20 protein-coding genes are annotated in these 19,828 nt (G+C 47.2%); 1 reads left to right on the top strand and 19 read right to left on the bottom strand.

All coding sequences use genetic code 11. The features are described from left to right. Window positions 1-218 precede the first annotated feature (218 nt). Complete coding sequence (locus KVG29_RS06030) at window positions 219-1,022, top strand: histidinol-phosphatase HisJ family protein (RefSeq protein ID WP_252227340.1); 804 nt, start codon at window positions 219-221, stop codon at window positions 1,020-1,022. A gap of 17 nt (window positions 1,023-1,039) precedes the next feature. Here the strand turns inward: KVG29_RS06030 and atpC are convergent, their stop codons facing one another. The 19 genes from atpC to KVG29_RS05935 form a co-directional block, all read right to left on the bottom strand. Next, window positions 1,040-1,453, bottom strand: a complete 414-nt coding sequence (atpC, locus tag KVG29_RS06025; RefSeq protein WP_252227339.1) for an ATP synthase F1 subunit epsilon — start codon at window positions 1,451-1,453, stop codon at window positions 1,040-1,042. A 4-nt stretch (window positions 1,454-1,457) separates the two neighbouring features. Next, window positions 1,458-2,864 (bottom strand): F0F1 ATP synthase subunit beta, encoded by a 1,407-nt coding sequence (gene atpD, locus KVG29_RS06020; RefSeq protein ID WP_252227378.1) that lies wholly within the window; start codon window positions 2,862-2,864, stop codon window positions 1,458-1,460. 19 nt (window positions 2,865-2,883) lie between these two features. Then, complete coding sequence (gene atpG, locus KVG29_RS06015) at window positions 2,884-3,759, bottom strand: ATP synthase F1 subunit gamma (RefSeq protein WP_252227338.1); 876 nt, start codon at window positions 3,757-3,759, stop codon at window positions 2,884-2,886. 21 nt (window positions 3,760-3,780) lie between these two features. Beyond that, complete coding sequence (gene atpA / locus KVG29_RS06010) at window positions 3,781-5,571, bottom strand: F0F1 ATP synthase subunit alpha (RefSeq protein ID WP_252227337.1); 1,791 nt, start codon at window positions 5,569-5,571, stop codon at window positions 3,781-3,783. Further along, window positions 5,568-6,047, bottom strand: coding sequence for a F0F1 ATP synthase subunit B (gene atpF / locus KVG29_RS06005; protein ID WP_252227336.1), 480 nt, complete (start codon window positions 6,045-6,047; stop codon window positions 5,568-5,570). The genes atpA and atpF overlap by 4 nt, the downstream gene beginning before the upstream one ends. Before the next feature lie 171 nt (window positions 6,048-6,218). Continuing rightward, window positions 6,219-6,437: an ATP synthase F0 subunit C gene (gene atpE / locus KVG29_RS06000; protein ID WP_252227335.1), complete on the bottom strand. Its 219-nt coding sequence runs from the start codon at window positions 6,435-6,437 to the stop codon at window positions 6,219-6,221. A 96-nt stretch (window positions 6,438-6,533) separates the two neighbouring features. Further along, a complete protein-coding gene (locus KVG29_RS05995; protein ID WP_252227334.1) occupies window positions 6,534-7,211 on the bottom strand; it encodes a F0F1 ATP synthase subunit A in 678 nt (225 codons plus the stop codon). Continuing rightward, window positions 7,199-7,513, bottom strand: coding sequence for a hypothetical protein (locus KVG29_RS05990; protein ID WP_252227333.1), 315 nt, complete (start codon window positions 7,511-7,513; stop codon window positions 7,199-7,201). The genes KVG29_RS05995 and KVG29_RS05990 overlap by 13 nt, the downstream gene beginning before the upstream one ends. Before the next feature lie 207 nt (window positions 7,514-7,720). Continuing rightward, window positions 7,721-8,878 carry a GNAT family N-acetyltransferase gene (locus KVG29_RS05985; protein WP_252227332.1) on the bottom strand — a complete coding sequence of 386 codons (1,158 nt, stop codon included), beginning with the start codon at window positions 8,876-8,878 and terminating at the stop codon, window positions 7,721-7,723. Window positions 8,879-8,880: 2 nt separating this feature from the next. Then, complete coding sequence (locus KVG29_RS05980; RefSeq protein ID WP_252227331.1) at window positions 8,881-9,780, bottom strand: DUF2156 domain-containing protein; 900 nt, start codon at window positions 9,778-9,780, stop codon at window positions 8,881-8,883. Window positions 9,781-9,879: 99 nt separating this feature from the next. Beyond that, window positions 9,880-12,540, bottom strand: a complete 2,661-nt coding sequence (gene cphA / locus KVG29_RS05975; protein ID WP_252227330.1) for a cyanophycin synthetase — start codon at window positions 12,538-12,540, stop codon at window positions 9,880-9,882. A 5-nt stretch (window positions 12,541-12,545) separates the two neighbouring features. Continuing rightward, the gene (locus KVG29_RS05970) at window positions 12,546-13,355 is read right to left on the bottom strand and encodes a cyanophycinase (protein ID WP_252227329.1); all 810 of its coding nucleotides are present in this window, start codon (window positions 13,353-13,355) and stop codon (window positions 12,546-12,548) included. 220 nt (window positions 13,356-13,575) lie between these two features. Beyond that, complete coding sequence (locus KVG29_RS05965; protein WP_252227328.1) at window positions 13,576-14,115, bottom strand: hypothetical protein; 540 nt, start codon at window positions 14,113-14,115, stop codon at window positions 13,576-13,578. A gap of 87 nt (window positions 14,116-14,202) precedes the next feature. After that, window positions 14,203-14,859, bottom strand: a complete 657-nt coding sequence (locus tag KVG29_RS05960; protein ID WP_252227327.1) for a response regulator — start codon at window positions 14,857-14,859, stop codon at window positions 14,203-14,205. Window positions 14,860-14,867: 8 nt separating this feature from the next. Continuing rightward, window positions 14,868-16,049 (bottom strand): sensor histidine kinase, encoded by a 1,182-nt coding sequence (locus KVG29_RS05955; RefSeq protein ID WP_252227326.1) that lies wholly within the window; start codon window positions 16,047-16,049, stop codon window positions 14,868-14,870. Window positions 16,050-16,215: 166 nt separating this feature from the next. After that, window positions 16,216-16,809 (bottom strand): 5-formyltetrahydrofolate cyclo-ligase, encoded by a 594-nt coding sequence (locus KVG29_RS05950; protein WP_252227325.1) that lies wholly within the window; start codon window positions 16,807-16,809, stop codon window positions 16,216-16,218. A 38-nt stretch (window positions 16,810-16,847) separates the two neighbouring features. Then, the gene (gene alr / locus KVG29_RS05945; RefSeq protein ID WP_252227324.1) at window positions 16,848-17,963 is read right to left on the bottom strand and encodes an alanine racemase; all 1,116 of its coding nucleotides are present in this window, start codon (window positions 17,961-17,963) and stop codon (window positions 16,848-16,850) included. A 30-nt stretch (window positions 17,964-17,993) separates the two neighbouring features. Next, a complete protein-coding gene (locus KVG29_RS05940; RefSeq protein ID WP_252227323.1) occupies window positions 17,994-18,419 on the bottom strand; it encodes an ACT domain-containing protein in 426 nt (141 codons plus the stop codon). Window positions 18,420-18,436: 17 nt separating this feature from the next. Continuing rightward, complete coding sequence (locus tag KVG29_RS05935; RefSeq protein ID WP_252227377.1) at window positions 18,437-19,735, bottom strand: phenylacetate--CoA ligase family protein; 1,299 nt, start codon at window positions 19,733-19,735, stop codon at window positions 18,437-18,439. Between the last annotated feature and the right edge of the window lie 93 nt (window positions 19,736-19,828).

Here is a 19,828-nt window from a genome sequence, read left to right as displayed (position 1 = left end):
GTGTATATTATATTACAAACTTTATAGCAATGTCAAATATGAATTTGTATTTTGTTGTTATTCTGTGATAATGCATATTGAAATTATTCTGATAAAATGTCATGTATGAGAAAGGAGATATTCAATCGGGCTGTCTATCCGCTTTTTATTGACGAGCGGCAACAACGACTATAAAATAGTATGGAATCCAATTTTATTAAAGGCGGGGATAAGAATTGTTGGACTACCACATTCACAGCACATATTCGCTGGATAGCCGTATGTCTATGGAGGCGGCGTGCCTACATGCCATTGAAGCAGGGCTTCAAGAAATCGCATTCACTGACCACATAGACATCGATTGGCCGGATAACAGCATTCCACCCTTTGACATCAAGACGCTGGACAGGTATTTTGAAGACATAGAAAAAATGCAGGATATGTTTAAAGGGCAGCTGATGATAAAAAAGGGAATTGAAATCGGCTTGCAGCCACACATCCTCAATGAGTGTACCGATATCATAAAAGCCTACCCCTTTGATTTTGTAATAGCATCGGTTCATATAGTGGGAGGGGTTGACCCTTATCTGGGAGTCTTTTACCAAGGGAAGACAAAAGAGGAGAGCTACAGGCAATACTACGAGGAAGTACTAAAGCTTGTTAAGTCGTACGATGACTTCAACGTTTTGGGGCATTTGGACTATATAAAGCGGTACTCCCCATTTCCCGTTGAAGAGACAGACCACCTCCTGTGCACTCCCCTGGTGGATGAAATATTGAAAACTCTCATCAGCAAAGGCAAAGGATTGGAAGTCAACACATCTGGCTACCGCCATGCATCCGGATCTCCTATGCCCCATCCCGATATAATTGCAAGATACAGGCGTCTGGGCGGCAAAATTCTTACGCTGGGTTCAGATGCCCACGCGCCTGAACATGTGGCATTCCGGTTTGAAACCGCCCTCATGGAAATAAAAAGGTCAGGGTTTGACACGCTCACCTCTTTCACCAGCATGCAGCCTGAATTTGTGGCTATACCCTGACCTGGACAATCAAGGGCCTAATCAATGTTGTAACGCTTCTTTACTTTGAGCCTGGCCATGGCTCGAGCCATGGCGGCCTTTGACTGGTAATACTCCTTCATGCTCCTGCGCAGGCGTATCCTCTCCTGAGCTCGCTCAAGAGCGGCCCGGGCGCGCCTTTCATCTATTTCTTCTGGCCATTCCACCGAATGGGACAGGATGATAGTCTCATCGGGGCGCACTTCCATAAACCCTTCGTTTATAGCCGCCTCGCGCCATTTGCCGTTTTGCTTAATCTTCAGCGTCCCAATGGCAACCAGAGCCACCATCGGGACGTGCCCTTTCATGATGCCCAGCTCGCCATCCGAGCTGTTTACTATTACCATCTCCACGTTTCCCCTGAAAAAGGTCCTCTCAGGGGTTATGACCTCGAGATAAAACTCTCCCGTCATTTTATCAGCCCGCTTTCTTCATCCTCTCGGCTTTTTCAAATACCTCATCCAGGTTTCCTACCATGAAAAATGCAGCTTCGGGCACATCGTCCACCTCTCCATCTACGATAGCACGGAAGCCCTCAATGGTTTCCTTGAGCGGAACAAATTTGCCTTCAATGCCAGTATAGGTGGCTGCCACATGGAAGGGCTGTGACAGGAATCGCTGGATTTTACGCGCCCTGTAAACAGCTAGCCTGTCTTCCTCGTTGAGCTCTTCCATGCCAAGTATTGCTATTATGTCCTGCAGCTCTTTGTACCGCTGCAAAATTTCCTGAACCTTACGTGCCACCCGGTAATGCTCCTTGCCCACTATCCTCGGGTCAAGGATCCTCGAGCTGGAATCCAAGGGGTCAATTGCAGGGTATATGCCCATCTCGGCAATCTGCCTGGACAGAACGGTGGTGGCATCCAGGTGAGCGAATATGGTTGCAGGTGCCGGATCGGTCAGGTCATCAGCCGGCACATACACCGCTTGAACCGACGTGATGGAGCCATTTTTGGTGGATGTTATGCGTTCCTGCAGTGCGCCAACCTCTACAGCCAGGGTGGGCTGATATCCCACTGCTGAAGGCATTCTACCCAGCAAGGCGGACACCTCGGCCCCTGCCTGAATGAAACGGAAGATGTTGTCTATAAAAAGAAGTACATCCTGGCCTTCTCTGTCTCTGAAATACTCCGCGATGGTAAGCCCAGTCAGCGCTACCCGCATTCTGGCGCCCGGCGGCTCATCCATTTGGCCAAAAACCAGAGCCGTCCTTTCCAGAACGCCCGACTGCGTCATCTCGCTCACCAGCTCATGCCCTTCACGGGTACGCTCACCCACACCCGTAAACACCGAAACCCCGCCATGCTGGGTGACGATGTTGTGTATGAGCTCCATGATGAGCACCGTCTTACCCACTCCGGCTCCGCCAAACAGGCCAATCTTGCCCCCTTTGGGATATGGAGCCAGCAGGTCTATAACCTTGATTCCTGTTTCCAATATGTCGGTGGCTGGTCGTTGCTGTTCAAGGGGCGGTGCAGGATGATGAATAGGAACCCTTTCCTGCGCATTTACAGGCCCCTTGCCGTCGATTGGCTCCCCTACGACGTTGAAAACCCGGCCCAACACTTCCTTACCAACAGGTACAGAAATGGGAGACCCAGTGTCATACGCTTCCAGCCCTCTTTTTAAACCATCTGTGGCCTCAAGTGCAATGCAGCGCACCTTGCGGTTCCCCAGGTGCTGAGATACCTCAGCCCATACCACCCTTGAACCGTCCACTATCTTTACGGCATTGAGTATGGCTGGCACATCCTCAGATTCAAACTGTATATCAATTACTGGACCGACAATTTGCACTACTTTTCCCTTGTTCTTGTATTCCATATATGTCTCATCTCCTTCATCAGTACCGCTTTTCAAGTGCGGCTACACCACCCATTATTTCGGAAATTTCGTTGGTGATGACTGCCTGCCGTGCCTGATTGTACTTGATCTGCAGCTCGGCTATCATGTCATCGGCATTCTTTGTAGCGGTATCCATCGCCATCATCCTGGCCTGTTGCTCGCTGGCAAAAGACTGTATCAACGCGCCGTATATCACCCCAAGCAGATACTTGGGGATCAGCAGGTCCAGCACAGCTTTGGGCGAAGGGTGATACAGTATATCGGCGCGGTACTCTACATCAAGGCTGACGTCTAAAAAAGCCGACAGTTCAACCGGCAGTAGTTTTATAACCCTCGGGATCTGCTTCACCGTCGATTCCATATGGGTGTAGACGATGTATAGCTCATCCATCCTGTTTTGGCTATAGGCATCTATCAGCTGCTCGGCCATATCCCTTGAATAGTGAAAATTCGGGTTTTCTGCTGCGTACAAAAAATCATCATTGACGTTATAACCTTTTCTCTTGAAAAAATCGCGGGCTACATGGCCCACTACGAATATATCAACAACACCTCTGTGCTGTTGTATATGCGAGAGGGCTGTCTGCAGCACGTTGTGGTTGTAAGCCCCGCACAGCCCTTTATTCCCTGCAATAACCAGATAGGTGGCCCTTTCATCTCCCCTTGGCACAAAAAAAGAATGGTCGATTTCAGGGCTATGGACTATGATATCCTTTAGAGTAGAGCGTATCTTCTCGAAGTATACGTAATTGGCTCTGTATTTTTCCATGGCCCTGCTGAGCTTGGACGAAGCGATGAGGTACATGGCCTTAGTTATCTGGCGCGTTTGACGTATGGTCCTGATCCTGCGCTTGATTTCAATCACACTGTACATAAAGATATCACCTGCACATCTTCACTTCAAAAAAGTCTGTTTAAAATCCTTCACAGCAGCCTCTATCTCGGCCATATCCTCTTCAGTTATATCGCCGGTCTTGCGTATATTTTCAACCACATTTCTGTGATAGCAATCCATATACTCGATAAACTGCTGTTTGAACTCCTGAATTCTGCTTACAGGTACGTCCAACAGCATCTTCTTGGTGACCACGTACAGAAGTACTACCTGATGCGCCACATCCATTGGATGATACTGCTCCTGCTTGAGTATCTCGGTGATCCTCTCCCCCTGTGCCAGCAGCTCCTGCGTGGATGGATCAAGCTCTGAACTGAACTGGGAGAACACCTGTAGCTCTCGGTACTGCGCAAGCTCCAGCCGCAAAGTACCTGAAACTTTAGCCATGGCTTTGATCTGGGCCGCTTTCCCTACCCTTGAAACTGACAGCCCAACATTTACAGCTGGACGAATACCGGCAAAAAACAGCTCGTCTTCCAAAAAAATCTGGCCATCGGTTATTGAGATCACGTTGGTAGGGATATAGCCTGATATATCGCCAGCCTGGGTTTCTATGATCGGTAGCGCTGTCAACGACCCGCCACCCTTTTCTTTGCTCAGCTTGGCCGAACGCTCCAGAAGGCGGGAATGCAGATAAAAGATATCTCCAGGGTAGGCCTCACGCCCCGGAGGACGGCGCAGGAGCAAAGATAACGTCCTGTATGCTATGGCATGTTTGGACAAGTCGTCGTAAACGATGAGCACGTCCTTCCCCTTGTACATGAAGTACTCCGCCATCGCACAGCCTGCATAAGGGGCAATGTACTGCATTGGAGCCGAATCGCTGGCTGTTGCCGAAACCACGATAGTATAATCCATGGCCCCCATTTCCCTCAAGATGTTGATAATCTGAGATACCGTTGAAGCTTTTTGACCGATGGCTACATACACGCATATTACATCCTTATCCCTTTGGTTGACTATCGTGTCCAGGGCAATAGCGGTCTTTCCCGTCTGGCGGTCGCCTATAATCAACTGTCGCTGGCCTCTGCCTATAGGTATCATGGAGTCTATGGCCAGCAACCCAGTCTGCAAAGGTTGGTTTACCATATCCCTCTCATATATGCCGGGAGCCTTCTGCTCAATCTCCCTATAGCCTTCAGCGCGAATAGGGCCTTTCCCGTCAAGGGGCTGTCCCAGAGGATTGACCACCCTGCCCAGCAGGCCTTCACCTACCGGCACCTGAACAACCCGACCGGTGCTGTAAACCATGGACCCCTCCATTACCGAATTCTGGTTGTTAAGCAATACTGCACCCACGGTGTCCTCTTCAAGATTAAAGGCGATACCGAATACATCGCCTTCAAACCTCAGAAGCTCACCATACCTGCAATCGCTTAAACCGCTGATTAATACCACGCCATCCCCTGAACGTATTACGCGGCCCACGTTTTCAACATCAAATTCCTGCTCGTATTCCTGAATCCTGTCTCGAATGAACTCGCCAACAGATTCCATATTGATGAGCTGGTCGGACGACTTAAGGTCAATCCCCAGGTCAACCATATCGCCTTTTTGAAGCCCAAGCAGGTGTTCCCTCATCCTATTAAGCTGACCTTTTAAGCTTCCGTCGTATATCCTGTCGCCAATGGCTACTATAATCCCGCCTATTATTTCAGGCTCCACCTTCAAAGTAAGCTTTACTTTTTTACCCAAAAAAGTCGAAAACCGCTCCTCTATCTGCGCAATGATTGCCTCATCCAGTGGAAAAGCAGACCATAAGGTCCCTGTTTCAACGTTTGCTGTCATCATGTTTCCACCTTCTCCAGGAATTTCTCTATCATGGCTTTGTTTTGTTCAGGGGTTATATGGCTCTGCAGGACCTTGGAAGCCAGCTCTACAGCCAGGTTGGCAGCCTGAGCTTTGAGCGCCTCGATTGCCTGTTCCCGCTCCTGCTCTATCTGTCGCCTGGCCTGTGCCAACATGGCCTCTGCCTGGCGCTGCGCCTCCTGCTGTGCCTCCCGTATGCGCTCCTGTGCGGTGCGCTCAGCCTGCTCCATGATAGCCTTTACCTGCTGGCGCACCTTTTCAAGCTCTTCCCTGGATAAACGCTTATTCTCCTCAATCTCGCTTTCGCGCTTTTTGAGCTCCTCTATCTTTGCCTCAAAGCTCTGGGTACGCCTATCCAGAAAGGTCTTTATCGGCTTGAAAAGCAGCCATTTCAGGATTAAGTAAAGTAAAATTACGTTAAATATATGAAAGATAAACGTCCAGATGTATTCTTTCATGTCGAATTCACCGTTTCCTCAAATTTTTTGTTTTTTATCCGTCAAAAAAGAATATTTCGTGAGAAAGCGGGCATCAAACGGCCTTCATCCTCACGAAGCTAAACCCCTCAATTAACCGGTTAATCATTTAATAAAGGGCTTACCGCATGAAAGCTTTACTCCCTGAAAGCCTTATCGCAAAAAGATTATGAGCAGCGCAATTACAAAGCCATATATGGCTATAGACTCTGTAAGAGCCAGGCCCAAAAGCAGGATCCTGTTGATCTGGTTTACGGCTTCCGGCTGCCTTCCGGTGGCCTCAGCGGCTTTACCGGTAGCAATGCCCATGCCGATACCTGCACCCAAACCAGTCAAAACTGCCAGTCCAGCACCAATAGCAGCTAATCCCATTTTAAGTTCACCTCCTGAAATGATTATCTGTACCGTATTGACTACATCAATTTACTTTTTTGTGACATCGTGATGCCTGTTTACATTATGCTATAGCTATTCTATGGCCTCACCTATAAAAGTTAACGATAAGGTGATGAATATAAAGGTCTGTATAAACCCATCAAACAGGGTAAAGTATATTGACAAAAACGAAGGAACAATCACAGGTATCACCTTATAAATCAGTTCCATCACCACCAGGCCTCCCAGGATGTTTCCAAACATTCGGGAAGCCAGCGACACAGGCACCGCCAAATCGGTTAGGGCTTTGATGGGGGCGATAAACGGTACAGGCTTGGTATAATCCTTTAGCCTGCCCCACAAGCCCTTTTTCCTGATGCCATAGAGATTAATCAGGAAAAAGGTGATGATGGACAGCGCAAAGGTAGTTGCAATGTAAGTGGTAGGAGGCCTCAATCCCAACAGCTCAATGGTGTTTGCAAACCCGAGGTAAAGCACCAGTGTACCAATATAAGGCGCAAGCTCTCCGCTGAATTCATGCACTGTATCGTGCGAAAAGCTGTACACCCATTCCACCAACAGCTCAAGGATGTTTTGAAAGCCCCTCGGGACATACTGAAACCGGGGGAAAATGTAAAATCTTACCACAAAAGCAAAGATTATCAGCCCTGCACTGACAATCCAGGATATACACACGGCATCGGTCACAGGCATTCCGCCCATTATTGGTATGGTAAACCACACCTTAGGATTTATATCTATTCCTTCCATACGCCATCGCTTCCCTTCTGTTTAATAGTCTTCACAATATGGCGGTTTTTCTTGATAACATAGAAAAAGGTGTACAACACCATGCCGGAACTCAGGGACAACAGCAGCGTTACTGACCAGGCAGCCGCCAATGTTAAAACAAGTAAAATAACAAAGTTTTTGACAGCAATCTGTACAAAAAATTTTTTGCCCATCCTGCCTGACCGAAGGACCCTTGCCACCACGGCTTCGGTCAAGCGCATCACTTCTCGCTCAATAAAAAAGCCGCCTGTCAAGCCGGCCAAAATCATAACAACCTTCAAGTTCCTGCTACCACCCTGCAAACTCGCACTTAAGATTTTCTGCCCAACAATTGATTTTGTTTTATTGTATAAACTCAAGTATAAAAAGTCGCTCGAAAGTTGTCAATATTAAATTTTGATTCCTATTTGGCCAAAAAGAAAAAACAATAGTCAAAAATCGTATATAGCACTTTATTGCTGCGACATAGGTTAAAATTCTAAAGAGATCTAATAATCCTCTATTATATAGTTGACAGCCGGTGTGAATATGCTATCTAAATGATCAATTGCTCTGTCGTCCCGCACATCGAGCTTACCCTGCTTTTGGGCCTGCATTGGCGTAATATAGCCCCAAAGCAGCTGGGCAAGCGTTGTGATGGGGATTACAGCTTGCGGCAATGCGCTACATGAAGCCACTTCCATAAATCCGCCAGCATTGCGAAGGTTGAAAACCCCTTCATTCCACTCCAGCACAGGGTCTATAACCTGGATCTTCAAATCAACCTCCCTTGAAGGCCTCAATACCTTCAAAGCTTGTCTTACGTCCACAATACGCCCCATCACGTAAGGCTGTTTGTACATCACACCCCGAGGATTGGGCATATCCGTGTAGGTGATGTCGTCAGGCGGTGCATTCCAGGCAATGGTATCAGCCTGGGAATAATGGTTGGCAATGAGCCTCATCAGCGCGCTTTTGGCTTCTGGAGTAGTATAGATGAGCTCACGGACCTTGCATTGGCGGTTTGAAATCTCAAAGAGCACATAACCTACCGCCTCAGAATCCTTGATTACTATGTATCCAATGCCACCGGCTATATGGAGGTCATCCAGCAACCGATCCCAGTCATCCTCATTTCTCACCACATATCCATTATATGCTTCCATAAATTTTTGGTAACACATATTCATCAGGTGTATTTGCTCTTTTTCGGCAGGTATTATGTCATCCAGGATTTTGCCTGCCGGGCCCAATATCTCCAGATCTCCGCTATACATCAAGTGGTGGTAACATATCTCCCACCCGTATTTCCTGTAGAAATCATAGCGAAAGGGCAGCAAAATTGACACCCACTCCTGACGCATGCGCATAACTTCAAAGGCATGCCGGATGAGTGCCCTCGCATCGCCTCTTCCCCTGTACTGCGGCCAGGTTGAAAGGCCCACCAGGTATGACGTCTTCACAGGTTGTCCCCTCAGCATAATTCGATAGGGCAAAAGCTGAAGGGCGCAGCGAACATTTTTCCCCTGGTAAACTGCCAGAGTATTTTCACTTCTGTATCTCCTGCTAAAAAACCAATTGACAAACTCGGGAGGGTCGTCAAAGCAGTATTCCCACAGCCTCTTTATTTGCGCCATATCATCAGGTCCAGCAAACCTTATCTCCATGGTTACTCCTCCAGCAGATACCCGGTATACTTCTCCACCATTTTAACCGGATGGTACGACCTCTTTGCCTGCCGCAAGCCAGGTATCCCCATGTCCTCCTCACGATTTATATAGGGTACATCCTTCCAGCAATGCTCAGCAAACTGCTGATTGATCATGGCATAGCATCCGTGATATTGCGTATTGGCTTTTTCTATGTGAATGACAGCCATCTCGGGGTTAAGGAGTTCTCCTAAAGAAAATGCCTGGATCTTGCCGTCGATCCTCAATGCACCGCCCTTGAGCTTTAGGGCATCGAAATTACGCAATGCCTCAAGCACAGCCACCTTTTCATGTTCCAGCCCGGGGGCTGGATCCTTGTTTTCCATCCATTCCAGCTCGGCCTGTATGCATTCTTCTATGTTGCTGTCGTCTACCGGTTCATAGGTGTACTGATAGCTTCTCAAGAATTTATTGATGTGATTCCTCTTTTGATGGTATTTCTTTCCTCTCAAGTGAATGAGGTCCTGGGTAAGGTATACATAGTCATCGTTGTTGGGATCCCGTTCGAACTTAAACAAGCCGGGCACCGCCTCATCAATTATCCTTCGGGTGATATCGGTAACTCCTTTCATTACAATAGGATATCCCTGTTGTTTGAAATATTGAATCAGCTTATGAATCGCGCTATTGACGTTGCCGTCTTCACCACCCAAAGGTGGGAAAAAGAAATGAAAATCTTTCCCGAACCTTCCTATGGTACAAAGGCAGCCGTCAATTATTGAAAACCTTAAATTGAAAGCATGCCGCCATATGAACATGTTTGTAAAAGTAAACTCAGAATTCTCATAATGTCTCAAGGAAAAATAGTAGTCAAATACAGGCTTATCTTCCAGCTCTATTTCCTTGAAATGTATATCCACGATTACTACCCCTTTCTTTTCTTTAAATATATAATATAATTTTGTGTTGCTTAAACACAAATTTTATTGATGGTCGGGGTAGCAATCGATTTTGTGCTGCTATTGCAGCCTGGTGAGTTCCAGCATGGCGCTGTCACTATCGCTATTTGCCCCTGCTTCAATATTTGACAGCATCCCTTTTATCGTGGCCATCACAGGTTCCAGCTTCTCGTAGAATATCACAATCAAATCTCCAGGCTTTGCCCTTCTCATAGCTGTTTTAAGAGCCTCAACCTCTGAAAGAATTATCTCTACATTGCCAGGATCCATCCCTGCAGACAGGACCCCTTCCTCCAATAGCTTGGCGACCTCACCCCTGCGCCGGCCTCTCAGGTCAACGTCTTCCTTGATTATGACGCTGTCAAAACCCTTTCCGGCTATAAACCCTATGCGCCTAATGCTGCTGTCCTGCCTGTCCCCTGGAACCCCTATAATTCCAACCGTTCGCAATGCCCCCATCTTTTTGATGGCTTCTATGACATGGGTGTAGCCACTGATGTTGTGCGCATAGTCCACCACCACCCTGAAATCCCTTATATTGAACACATTAAAGCGACCAGGGTTGTGGATCTCATCGGCATAGAAGGAAGCCAGTGCTTTTTGTATGGTTTCTATGGGGATTTTCATGGCATAAGCAACGCTTACAGCTGCCAAGCTATTCTCAATATTATATACCAGTTTTCCACCGTAAGTAGCCGGGATCCTGGAGACATCCATGCACTGTATAAATCCGTCTCCCGTAGCAATGGTGATATGCTGCCCTTTTAGAAACACGGCAAGCCCCCCGCCTATGAGGTGCCTGTGCACAATGATGTTGTCCTCCTGCCTAGAAAAGTATATTATGTTGCTTCGCGCTCGCTTGGCGGCCTCCACCACCATGGGGTCATCGGCGTTCAGCACCACATACCCGTTTGTCTTTACGGCCTCTATCACCAGTGACTTCACATGCAGCAAATCCTCAAGGGTATAGACCTCGTCAATCCCCAGGTGGTCTTCGCTGATGTTGGTCAAAACAGCGATATCGCTGAGGTCATAGCCCAAACCTGATCTAATGATGCCACCACGGGCGGTCTCCAGCACCGCCACCTCCACGCTCTTATCTGTCAAAATTATCTTTGCACTGGCGGGGCCCGTGGTATCTCCTTTCATGACACAGCGGTCGTTTATAAAAACACCGCCGGTCGTTGTCATCCCCACAGTATAACCGTGTGTCCTGAGAATGTGGGCAATCATGCGAACGGTGGTGGTCTTCCCATTTGTCCCTGTAACCGATATTATAGGGATGGAGTGTCTGCTCCCCGGGGGGAAGAGCATATCTATAATATGTTGTGCCACGTTCCTCGGCTTACCCTTGGATGGATACAAGTGCATGCGTATACCGGGCGCGGCGTTTACCTCTATTACCGCACCTGTACCCTCTTCTATCGGTTTGGAAATATCGGGGCAGGCAATATCAATTCCTGCAATGTCAAGTCCTATTATCTGAGCTGCCCTTACCGCAATGTCACAATTTACCGGGTGTATCTTGTTGGTACAATCGATGGCTTCTCCGCCAGTGCTTAAATTGCCGTTGGCTTTAAGGTACACCCATTTGCCGGCAGTAGGAATGCTATCTACAGTGTATCCCTGTTTTTTCAGCAACGCCAGCGATATCTCATCTATCTTTATTTTGGTGAGCGGTTTTTCATGGTCTTCCCCTCGCCTCTCGTCCTTGTTTACCATATCCACCAGCTGAGCGACAGTATGTATGCCGTCTCCCACCACATGAGCCGGAATTCTCTGCGCAACGGCCACCACCCTGTCGCCCACCACCAGCACACGATAATCGTTCCCCTTGATATACTTCTCCACTATGACGTTTTCATCCACCTGTTTGGCAATGTTGAAAGCCTGGGCCACTTCCTCAGGGGTGGTAAGGTTGAGGGACACGCCTTTTCCTTGATTCCCCTTTTCTGGCTTGACCACCACGGGATAACCCAGCTGTTGCGCTATATCCAGTGCATCTTCAAGCGAAGTGCATACGCTGCCTTCAGGGACGGGTATTCCTGCCTCCCTCAATATCTCTTTGGTCAGGGCCTTATCGCAGGCTATATCAACCGAAATGCAGCTGGTATTCTCGGTTATGGTGGCCTCTATCCTTTTTTGATATTTCCCGTATCCCAGCTGCAATATGCTGCCATTCCCGATTCTCATAACGGGGATCCCTCTTTCCAGTGCAGCCTCAACAATGGCTTTGGTACTGGGCCCTAATTCACTTTTCATGGCCTTATCTTTTATCCTGTTGAGATGTGAATTGAGGTCAAAAGTCTGACCACGACATAAGGCTTCCACCAGTTGAACGGTACACCTTCCTGCTTCCAAACCTGCTATCTCATTTCTGTAGGCGTACACAATGGTATATTTAGTTGAATCTTTGATTTGCCTCGCCCTGCCGAAGCTGACATCATATCCCAGAACATGCTGTATCTCTAGGGCACAGTGTTCGATGACGTGTGCCAGATAGGTGCCCTCCATAAGCCTCGTAACAAAGCCACCGGGGCAGCCCAGGGAGCAGTGGTGTTGGTACAGGCCGGGTAGCAGATTCAACAGCGTATCGTTAAATCCCCTTATATCCTTTGTAGCTATATCTGCCAGCTCTTCTAGGTCCACAACCATTTTGATTACCTTTTGATGGCTGTAAATGTTTCTTCCTTTGAATGCCTTAATCTCACAAATCTTCAAAGCAATTACCTCCTAATTACCGGTCTTCGGGATTTGATATCATACCTATAACCTGCTGGAAGTACATGCATTACGACGTTGGTCAGCGCCAGTATTTCGTCGGGCTTCAGTTCGGAAACGTTGGTAAAATTCAGGGTTTTGCCGTCGAGTATTGTCACAGCATGGGAACCAATCACTTCGAACACCGCATTGCCATCTATTATGATGGCAGTATCCTCGTCAATCCCCACTCCTAGCATGTGCGGGTTTTGGGCTATAGCGGTAAGTAGGCGCCCAATCCGGCCCCTCTGGGCAAAGTGCTGGTCTATCACTACGTCTCTTAAAAGCCCCAATCCTGGTGCCATCTTCAGCGTACATTTTTTTGGCGCATCGTCATCATTGCCCGAGGTGATCATGGTCTCGCTCATGACAGAAGCGCCTGCACTCGTTCCGGCAATCACAACCCCGCGGTAATACGCTTCCTTTAACTTCTCTTCAGCTTTAGTACCTCCAAGAAGGGAGGTGATGCGCAGCTGATCGCCACCGGTAAAAAATATACAGGTGGCATCATCCATCTTGTCTACAAGTTCATAATTGTTAGCATGACACCTGGAATCTATATGTATAACATTTATGTCCCGTACCCCAAAGCGCTCAAATATACGTGTGTATTCTTCGCCTATGCTTTTGGGATACTCGGTGGCCACTGTCATAATCACGATATTTCCATCTTGCCCCCCTGCCAGTTCAACAAGCTTTTTTAAGATTACGCACTCACCTTCTTTGTCTTCTGCTCCGCCAATTATCATGAGCTTGCCCTTCACTTTTTCCTCCATACCCAGCTCCTCCAGCGATATTGATGCAATATCTTTATTTTTCCAAAAATATAGAACATTATTCCATATTATTTTGCAAAAAAATACACCCGCAACAAGCGGGTGTATCCCTGTTAAAGAATGGTACTATAAATCCTATCGTATAAACTATTAGAATTGCTACAGGCAGACAAGTGGCTTACAATATGATGAATTGGCATATAAATAACTATGTCTTATATCAAAAGCTTATATTCACCTTTGATTTCTCAGCTCTCATTGCCTCGGCATTTTCTATGGCCTCTAAAATTTTCTTTCTCTTGCGAAGCCCATCTATATAACTAATTCCTGATAACAAAGGAAGCAAAGCAATTGGTATTATGGCTATATCGGGCATCATTTTTTCAAATGTAACAAATATCTTGGTATATGGTACCAGCCAAATCCGCAAAACAGTGCTAAACCAATTAACACTGCCTGCAGAAGGCTTAATGCTAATAGCCAGCAAATATAAAATTACGCTCGGAATAGAAGCTATGAGACCGGCTATAAAGCCTTTGTACGGGGCAAAAGCCTCCTTTTTGGCGTCATCCAGTCCTTTACTGCTCATGTCAGCGTATATTATCAACCAGAATATCGCTATATAAACAAGCCCTACAAGCCACTGGTATACTTGATTTTTTTCAAGAATACCGAATAATGCCGGCATAAATATAAACTGAACCAGCGACATGACAGCATGGGTCCCTAATAGCTTCAAACCCTGTCTTATGGGTCCCACTTTATCCCCTCCCCTCTTGTGTTATTATACTATAAAACAAGCATCATTTCCAGGCAATCTTGAAGAGGAGGGGCAGACTACAAAATATTATTTTAAATGGTTTTTAAACACATAGATGGCAGCCTGTGTACGATCGTTTACATCCAGCTTTTTAAATATATTTGACACATGGTTTTTAACCGTCTTCTCGCTTATGTACAGCTCATTGGCAATTTCCTTGTTGTTCTTGCCGTCGGCTATGAGCAGCAAGACCTCAATTTCCCGCGGGGTTAAGTTGTGCTGTTCAAACTGCTTTCTTACCGAATGATAGCTCATCTTGTCGAAATCCTTTATAAGTTTACTAGAAAGATTTGGCTGTATGTAAGTCTCTCCTCTATACACGTCCCTGATGGCCTTCAAAAGGTGATCAACGTCAGCATCCTTCATGATATACCCGGACGCACCTATTCTTACTGCTTCCAGGAGGTATTCCCGGTCGTCATGAACCGTGAGCACTATTATCTTGACCGGGCAACCTCTTTCCTTAAGCTCTTTTATAGCATATATGCCGTTTTGAACAGGCATGTTTATGTCCATCAAGATCACATCAGGGTTGAGCTGAAGGGCCTTTTCCAACACCTCTTTACCGTTGGAGGCTTCCCCCACTACTTCTATATCATCCTCCAATTCAAGCAATTGCTCAAGCCCTTTCCTGAAAAGAGAATGGTCATCAGCGATGAGCACCTTTATCTTTCTCTGCTCCATAGATTTAATTAACCCTCCTTTTCGATAGTATTAATGGGTATTTGCAGTGAAACCGTGGTACCCTTTCCTTCCTGGGATTGAACAGTCAATTTGCCTTTAAGCAGCTCAGCTCGCTGCTTCATGCCATATATGCCGAACCCACCTTCATGGATATCGGCTCTTTTCTGCCCTTCAACTTTTTCTTTATCAAAGCCTATGCCGTTGTCGGCAATCCTGGCAATCAAAAAACCATCTTTGACATACATCTTGATATGAACCTTTGTTGCCTTTGAATGCTTCTTTATGTTGCTTAGCGCTTCCTGTACGATCCTGAATACGGCCACTTCAACCACTTTATCCACAGCATTTTCATCGAGGTCATAAACTTCTAACGCCACGTCTATGCCGGTATCTTCAATGAACGTCGACACATAGCGCTGAAGCGTGGGCACCAGGCCTAAATCATCTAGGGACATGGGACGTAGGTCGAATATGATTCTCCGTATTTCCTGAAGGCTGGATTTTACAAGCTGTTTTAGCTCGCCTATTTGCTTCCTGGCCTTCTCTATGTCCCTATCCAGCAGTTTTTCGCAGAGCTCGCACTTGAGTACGATATTTGACAGCGATTGGGCAGGGCCGTCGTGTATGTCTCGAGCCAACCTCTGGCGTTCCTGTTCCTGGGCGGTGATTATCCTTATGCCCATCATTTCTTTTTTCTGCAGCTCATGTATTGTACTGCTTATATTGGTCAGCGCATCGACAAGATAGTTCATGGCCACAGCCACATGGGTAACCAAATATTCGGCTCTTTCTACGATTTCCCTTGCTCGCCGAATACGCATCTCAAGCTCGGTCCTCTGAGCAATCAGGTACTGTTCGTTTTCCCTTTTAAGAGCCAACTTAATCTGCAGTTCCCTGGCGATATCGTAGGCCTTCTTGATGTCATCCTCGCCGTAGAGCTTAAAGTTTTTGCTGACTACCATAAGTCTATAGCGGCTTTCTTTTTCTAAAAGCGACAGCCTCTCTACTTCTTCTATCGCTTCTTTTACTTTACTTTGCAGCTCGGCAAGCTTAACCTCCAGGTCCTTCCATTCCTGCCGGGCGCTCTCAGCAATCTCAAATATCTGCTTTTTTCCGTTTTCCAGCGCTTCTATGGTCTTTTTTACTATTTCATCCAGCTGTTCAATGCTGATTTCTTCGACCAAATCCATTCCCTCGCATACAAGAAAATTTATATAATTGTTTCATTTATTCGACAAAATAATTAAAATTCCTCTTTAAGATGACAACGAAAATGATTTGAGCACATAAAAAATTAAAGGCATGGGGCTTTTGACTCCATGCCTTCTTTTGTGTAAATTTTAGCTATACTGCACTTTATTCATTCTGCTTTTTTATGCCACTTTCGGTTATAATCAGATCCATTGGAACATCAAAATGGCAAATGGGCACGCTGGGCATCACTTGAAAATCGAAAGCTAGACCTACCTTTTTGGCCAAAGGCGGAACCTTCATCAAAAAGCGGTCGTAGTACCCTTTACCGTGGCCTATTCGATTTCCATGTATATCAAATGCAAGGCCAGGTACTATTATTATCTCCAGGGTGCTGGGATCAACCGGCCTTATAAACTCCCTTCTGGGCTCGAGTATTCCGTAATGTCCGGGTACAAGTTCGTCCAGCCCTTTAATTTCGGAAGCCAGCAGGTCAACCGTTCTGGGGATGCAAACCGGCACCACCACAGTCTTACCGGCTTTCAGCAAACCTTGAATTATTTTCTCGGTCCTTACTTCCCCCGGCATGTTTACATAGACCATGATGGTTTGGCTATTTTGGATAAAGTCCAAAGAGAATAAGATCTCGGCTATGCGCCCGCTCTTTTCATCGATTTCCTCCTGGCTCATCTCCCTTCTGCGCCTCAACATGATCCGCCTTATATCTTCTTTTGCCACAGCTTCTGCCTTGTCTATCAACGTATATCAGCTCCTCCTATGCTTTTCCTATATCTTCATCAGATGTAGATTCTGGGTATTCTGCGCCCTATACCCGTCAGAATTTCATACGAGATGGTGCCGCACAGCCTTGCGATATCTTCAGCTGAGATGGTCTCCTCTCCCTGGGTTCCAATGAGCACCGCAGTATCACCAGGTTTTACTCCCGGGATATGGGTCACGTCCACCATGACCTGGTCCATGCACACCAGGCCAACGACGGGAGCCCTATGGCCGTTTATCAAAACCCATCCCCTGTTGCTGAGCAAGCGGCTGTATCCGTCTGCATAGCCTACCGGGAGTGTTGCAATCCGCATGGGGCTCTGGGCAATAAAAGTTCTACCGTAGCTGACGCTATCGCCTTTATCTATATCCTTAACGTGCACCACCTTGGTCTCCCACTGAAGTATCGGTTCAAGGTGTACCAATGAGCGCTTGACGGCTGCGGAAGGGTAATAGCCGTACATGGCAATTCCTGCTCGAACCAGGTTGAAGTGGGTATCAGGGCAATCGATAATGGCAGCGCTGTTGGCAGCATGAACCCACTTGAAATTTATGCCGTCACTGCGAAGGGCGTCAAGAACGCTTAAAAACCGCCTCCTCTGTTGATTGGTAAAGGACTTGTCTTCATCATCCGCGGCGGCAAAATGAGTAAATATTCCTTCAAGCCTCAAATGGCTGTACGACTTTACCTCGGCACAGAACTTCCTTATGCCTTCAATATCTACCAGCCCAATACGTCCCATGCCGGTATCCACCTTGAGGTGAACGGCTATCTGCTTGTTCAGCCGCTGTGCTTCATGATTTAAAAGCCTTACCACCTCCAGCGAAAACACGCACTGAGTTAAATCGTATTCTACTACCGTCTTTACCTGAGTCTCATCTATGCCCCCAAGCACCAGAATGGGTGCGGTAATACCAGCCTCTCTGAGCTCTGCCCCTTCCTCCGGTATGGCAACTCCCAGCCACGAAGCACCGGATACCAAAGCCTGGTGCGCCACACCAATTGCTCCATGGCCGTAAGCATCTGCTTTTACAACCGCCATCAGCTGAGTAGAGGGATTTAATATGCGCTTTATATTTTTTATATTCCTGTCCAACTTGGCAAGGTCGATTATCACTTTACTGGGCCGCATTTCAAATCACCTGAATCCTGATCATTTTGCTCACAAACCATTTACATCATCCTCTGTAAGCACGCTAACATTTTCCCTCTTTAATATTTCCTTGGCTGCTTTGAGGTCATCTACTTTAAATAGTATGAGGGCTCGTTCGGCAGGCCGCCGCACAAAAGAATACAGGTACTCCACGCTTATATCCCCTTTGCTCAATATATCGAGTACCCGGTGCAGGCCACCAGGCCTATCGGGAACTTCCACTGCCAGCACCTCGGTGGTATTCACCGTATACCCAGCCTCACGCAATACCTCCAATGCCTTCTCAGGATTGTTAACTATGATTCGCAATATGCCAAAATTGGTTGTATCAGCTATCGATATGGCGCACATGTCAATGTTGTGCTCAGCCAGCACCTTCGTGACTTCGGCCAGCTTGCCTTTTTTATTCTCCAAAAACACCGATATCTGAATCACGGGGTTTTCCTCCCTTCTTACAACTTTCGCCGGTCGATTACGCGCTTGGCTTTGCCCTCTGAACGCTCAATCGTCTTGGGTTCGACCAGCTTGACCTTGACTGACAAGCCAAGGGTGCTCTGTATCTCGTTGGTTATCCTGCGGTTGAGTTCCTCCAGCTTGCGAACCTCATCGGAGAACAGCCTGTTGGATACTTCCACCCATACCTCCAGCACATCCAGGTTGTTTACTCTGTCAACCACCAGCAGATAATGCGGCTCGGTCTCTCCAATCTCCATAAGTATACTCTCGATCTGCGAAGGAAATACATTTACCCCCCGCACTACGATCATATCGTCAGTCCTGCCCAACACCTTCTTCATTCGGACATGGGTACGCCCGCACTTGCAGGGTTCATAGTTCAGAGCGGATATATCCCTGGTGCGATACCGTATCACGGGCAAACCCTCTTTTGTAATGGTGGTGATTACCAGCTCACCCTCCTCACCTTCCGGTAACACTTCTCCAGTTTCAGGGTCAACTATCTCGGGTATAAAATGGTCCTCAAATATGTGAAGCCCGCACTTGTACTGGCACTCGCTGGCAACCCCGGGTCCTATCACTTCGCTCAACCCGTATATGTCTATAGCCGATATCTGAAGCTTTGATTCTATTTCCCTGCGCATACCCTCGCTCCAGGGTTCAGCACCGAAAATCCCGTACTGGAGCTTGAGCTCTTCCTTTTTTATTCCCATTTCTTCCATGGTCTCGGCTATGTGCAACGCATACGACGGAGTACACGCCAGTACAGTAGTGCCGAAATCCTTCATGATCATAATCTGCCTTTTTGTATTGCCGCCCGAGACTGGAATGACCGAAGCGCCAATTCGCTCGGCGCCGTAGTGTACCCCCAGACCCCCTGTAAAAAGGCCATAGCCATAGGCTATCTGGATCACCGAATCCCTGGTGGTGCCTCCGCACACTAGAGTCCTGGCCATGAGCTCCGACCAAGTGATGATATCCTTTCGGGTGTAACCCACCACAGTGGGCTTACCCGTTGTGCCGGAAGAGGCATGTATCCTAACGATTTCGCTCAACGGAACGGCAAAGGTGCCGTAAGGATAATTGTCCCGAAGGTCCTGTTTGGTGGTGAAAGGAAGCTTATGCAGGTCTTCAACGCCGTTTATGTCCTCGGGAACCAACCCCATCTCCTGCATGCGCTGGCGATAATATGGCACGTTGTGGTATACCCTGCGCACCGTTTCAACCAGACGGCGCGACTGCAACTCTTTCAGCTGTTGCCGATCCATACATTCATGGGCTTTATCCCAGTACATTTCTACCACACCTTCCTTAATTCCATAATATGACCTGTTTCTTGAACTCTTTGCTTCTTCGTTTTTTAACCAACTTTTATGATGCTTTTTATT

The organism is Caldicoprobacter algeriensis, assembly GCF_023838525.1.
Classification (GTDB): Bacteria; Bacillota; Clostridia; order Caldicoprobacterales; family Caldicoprobacteraceae; genus Caldicoprobacter; species Caldicoprobacter algeriensis.
This window is presented reverse-complemented; position numbering and strand designations above follow the sequence as displayed.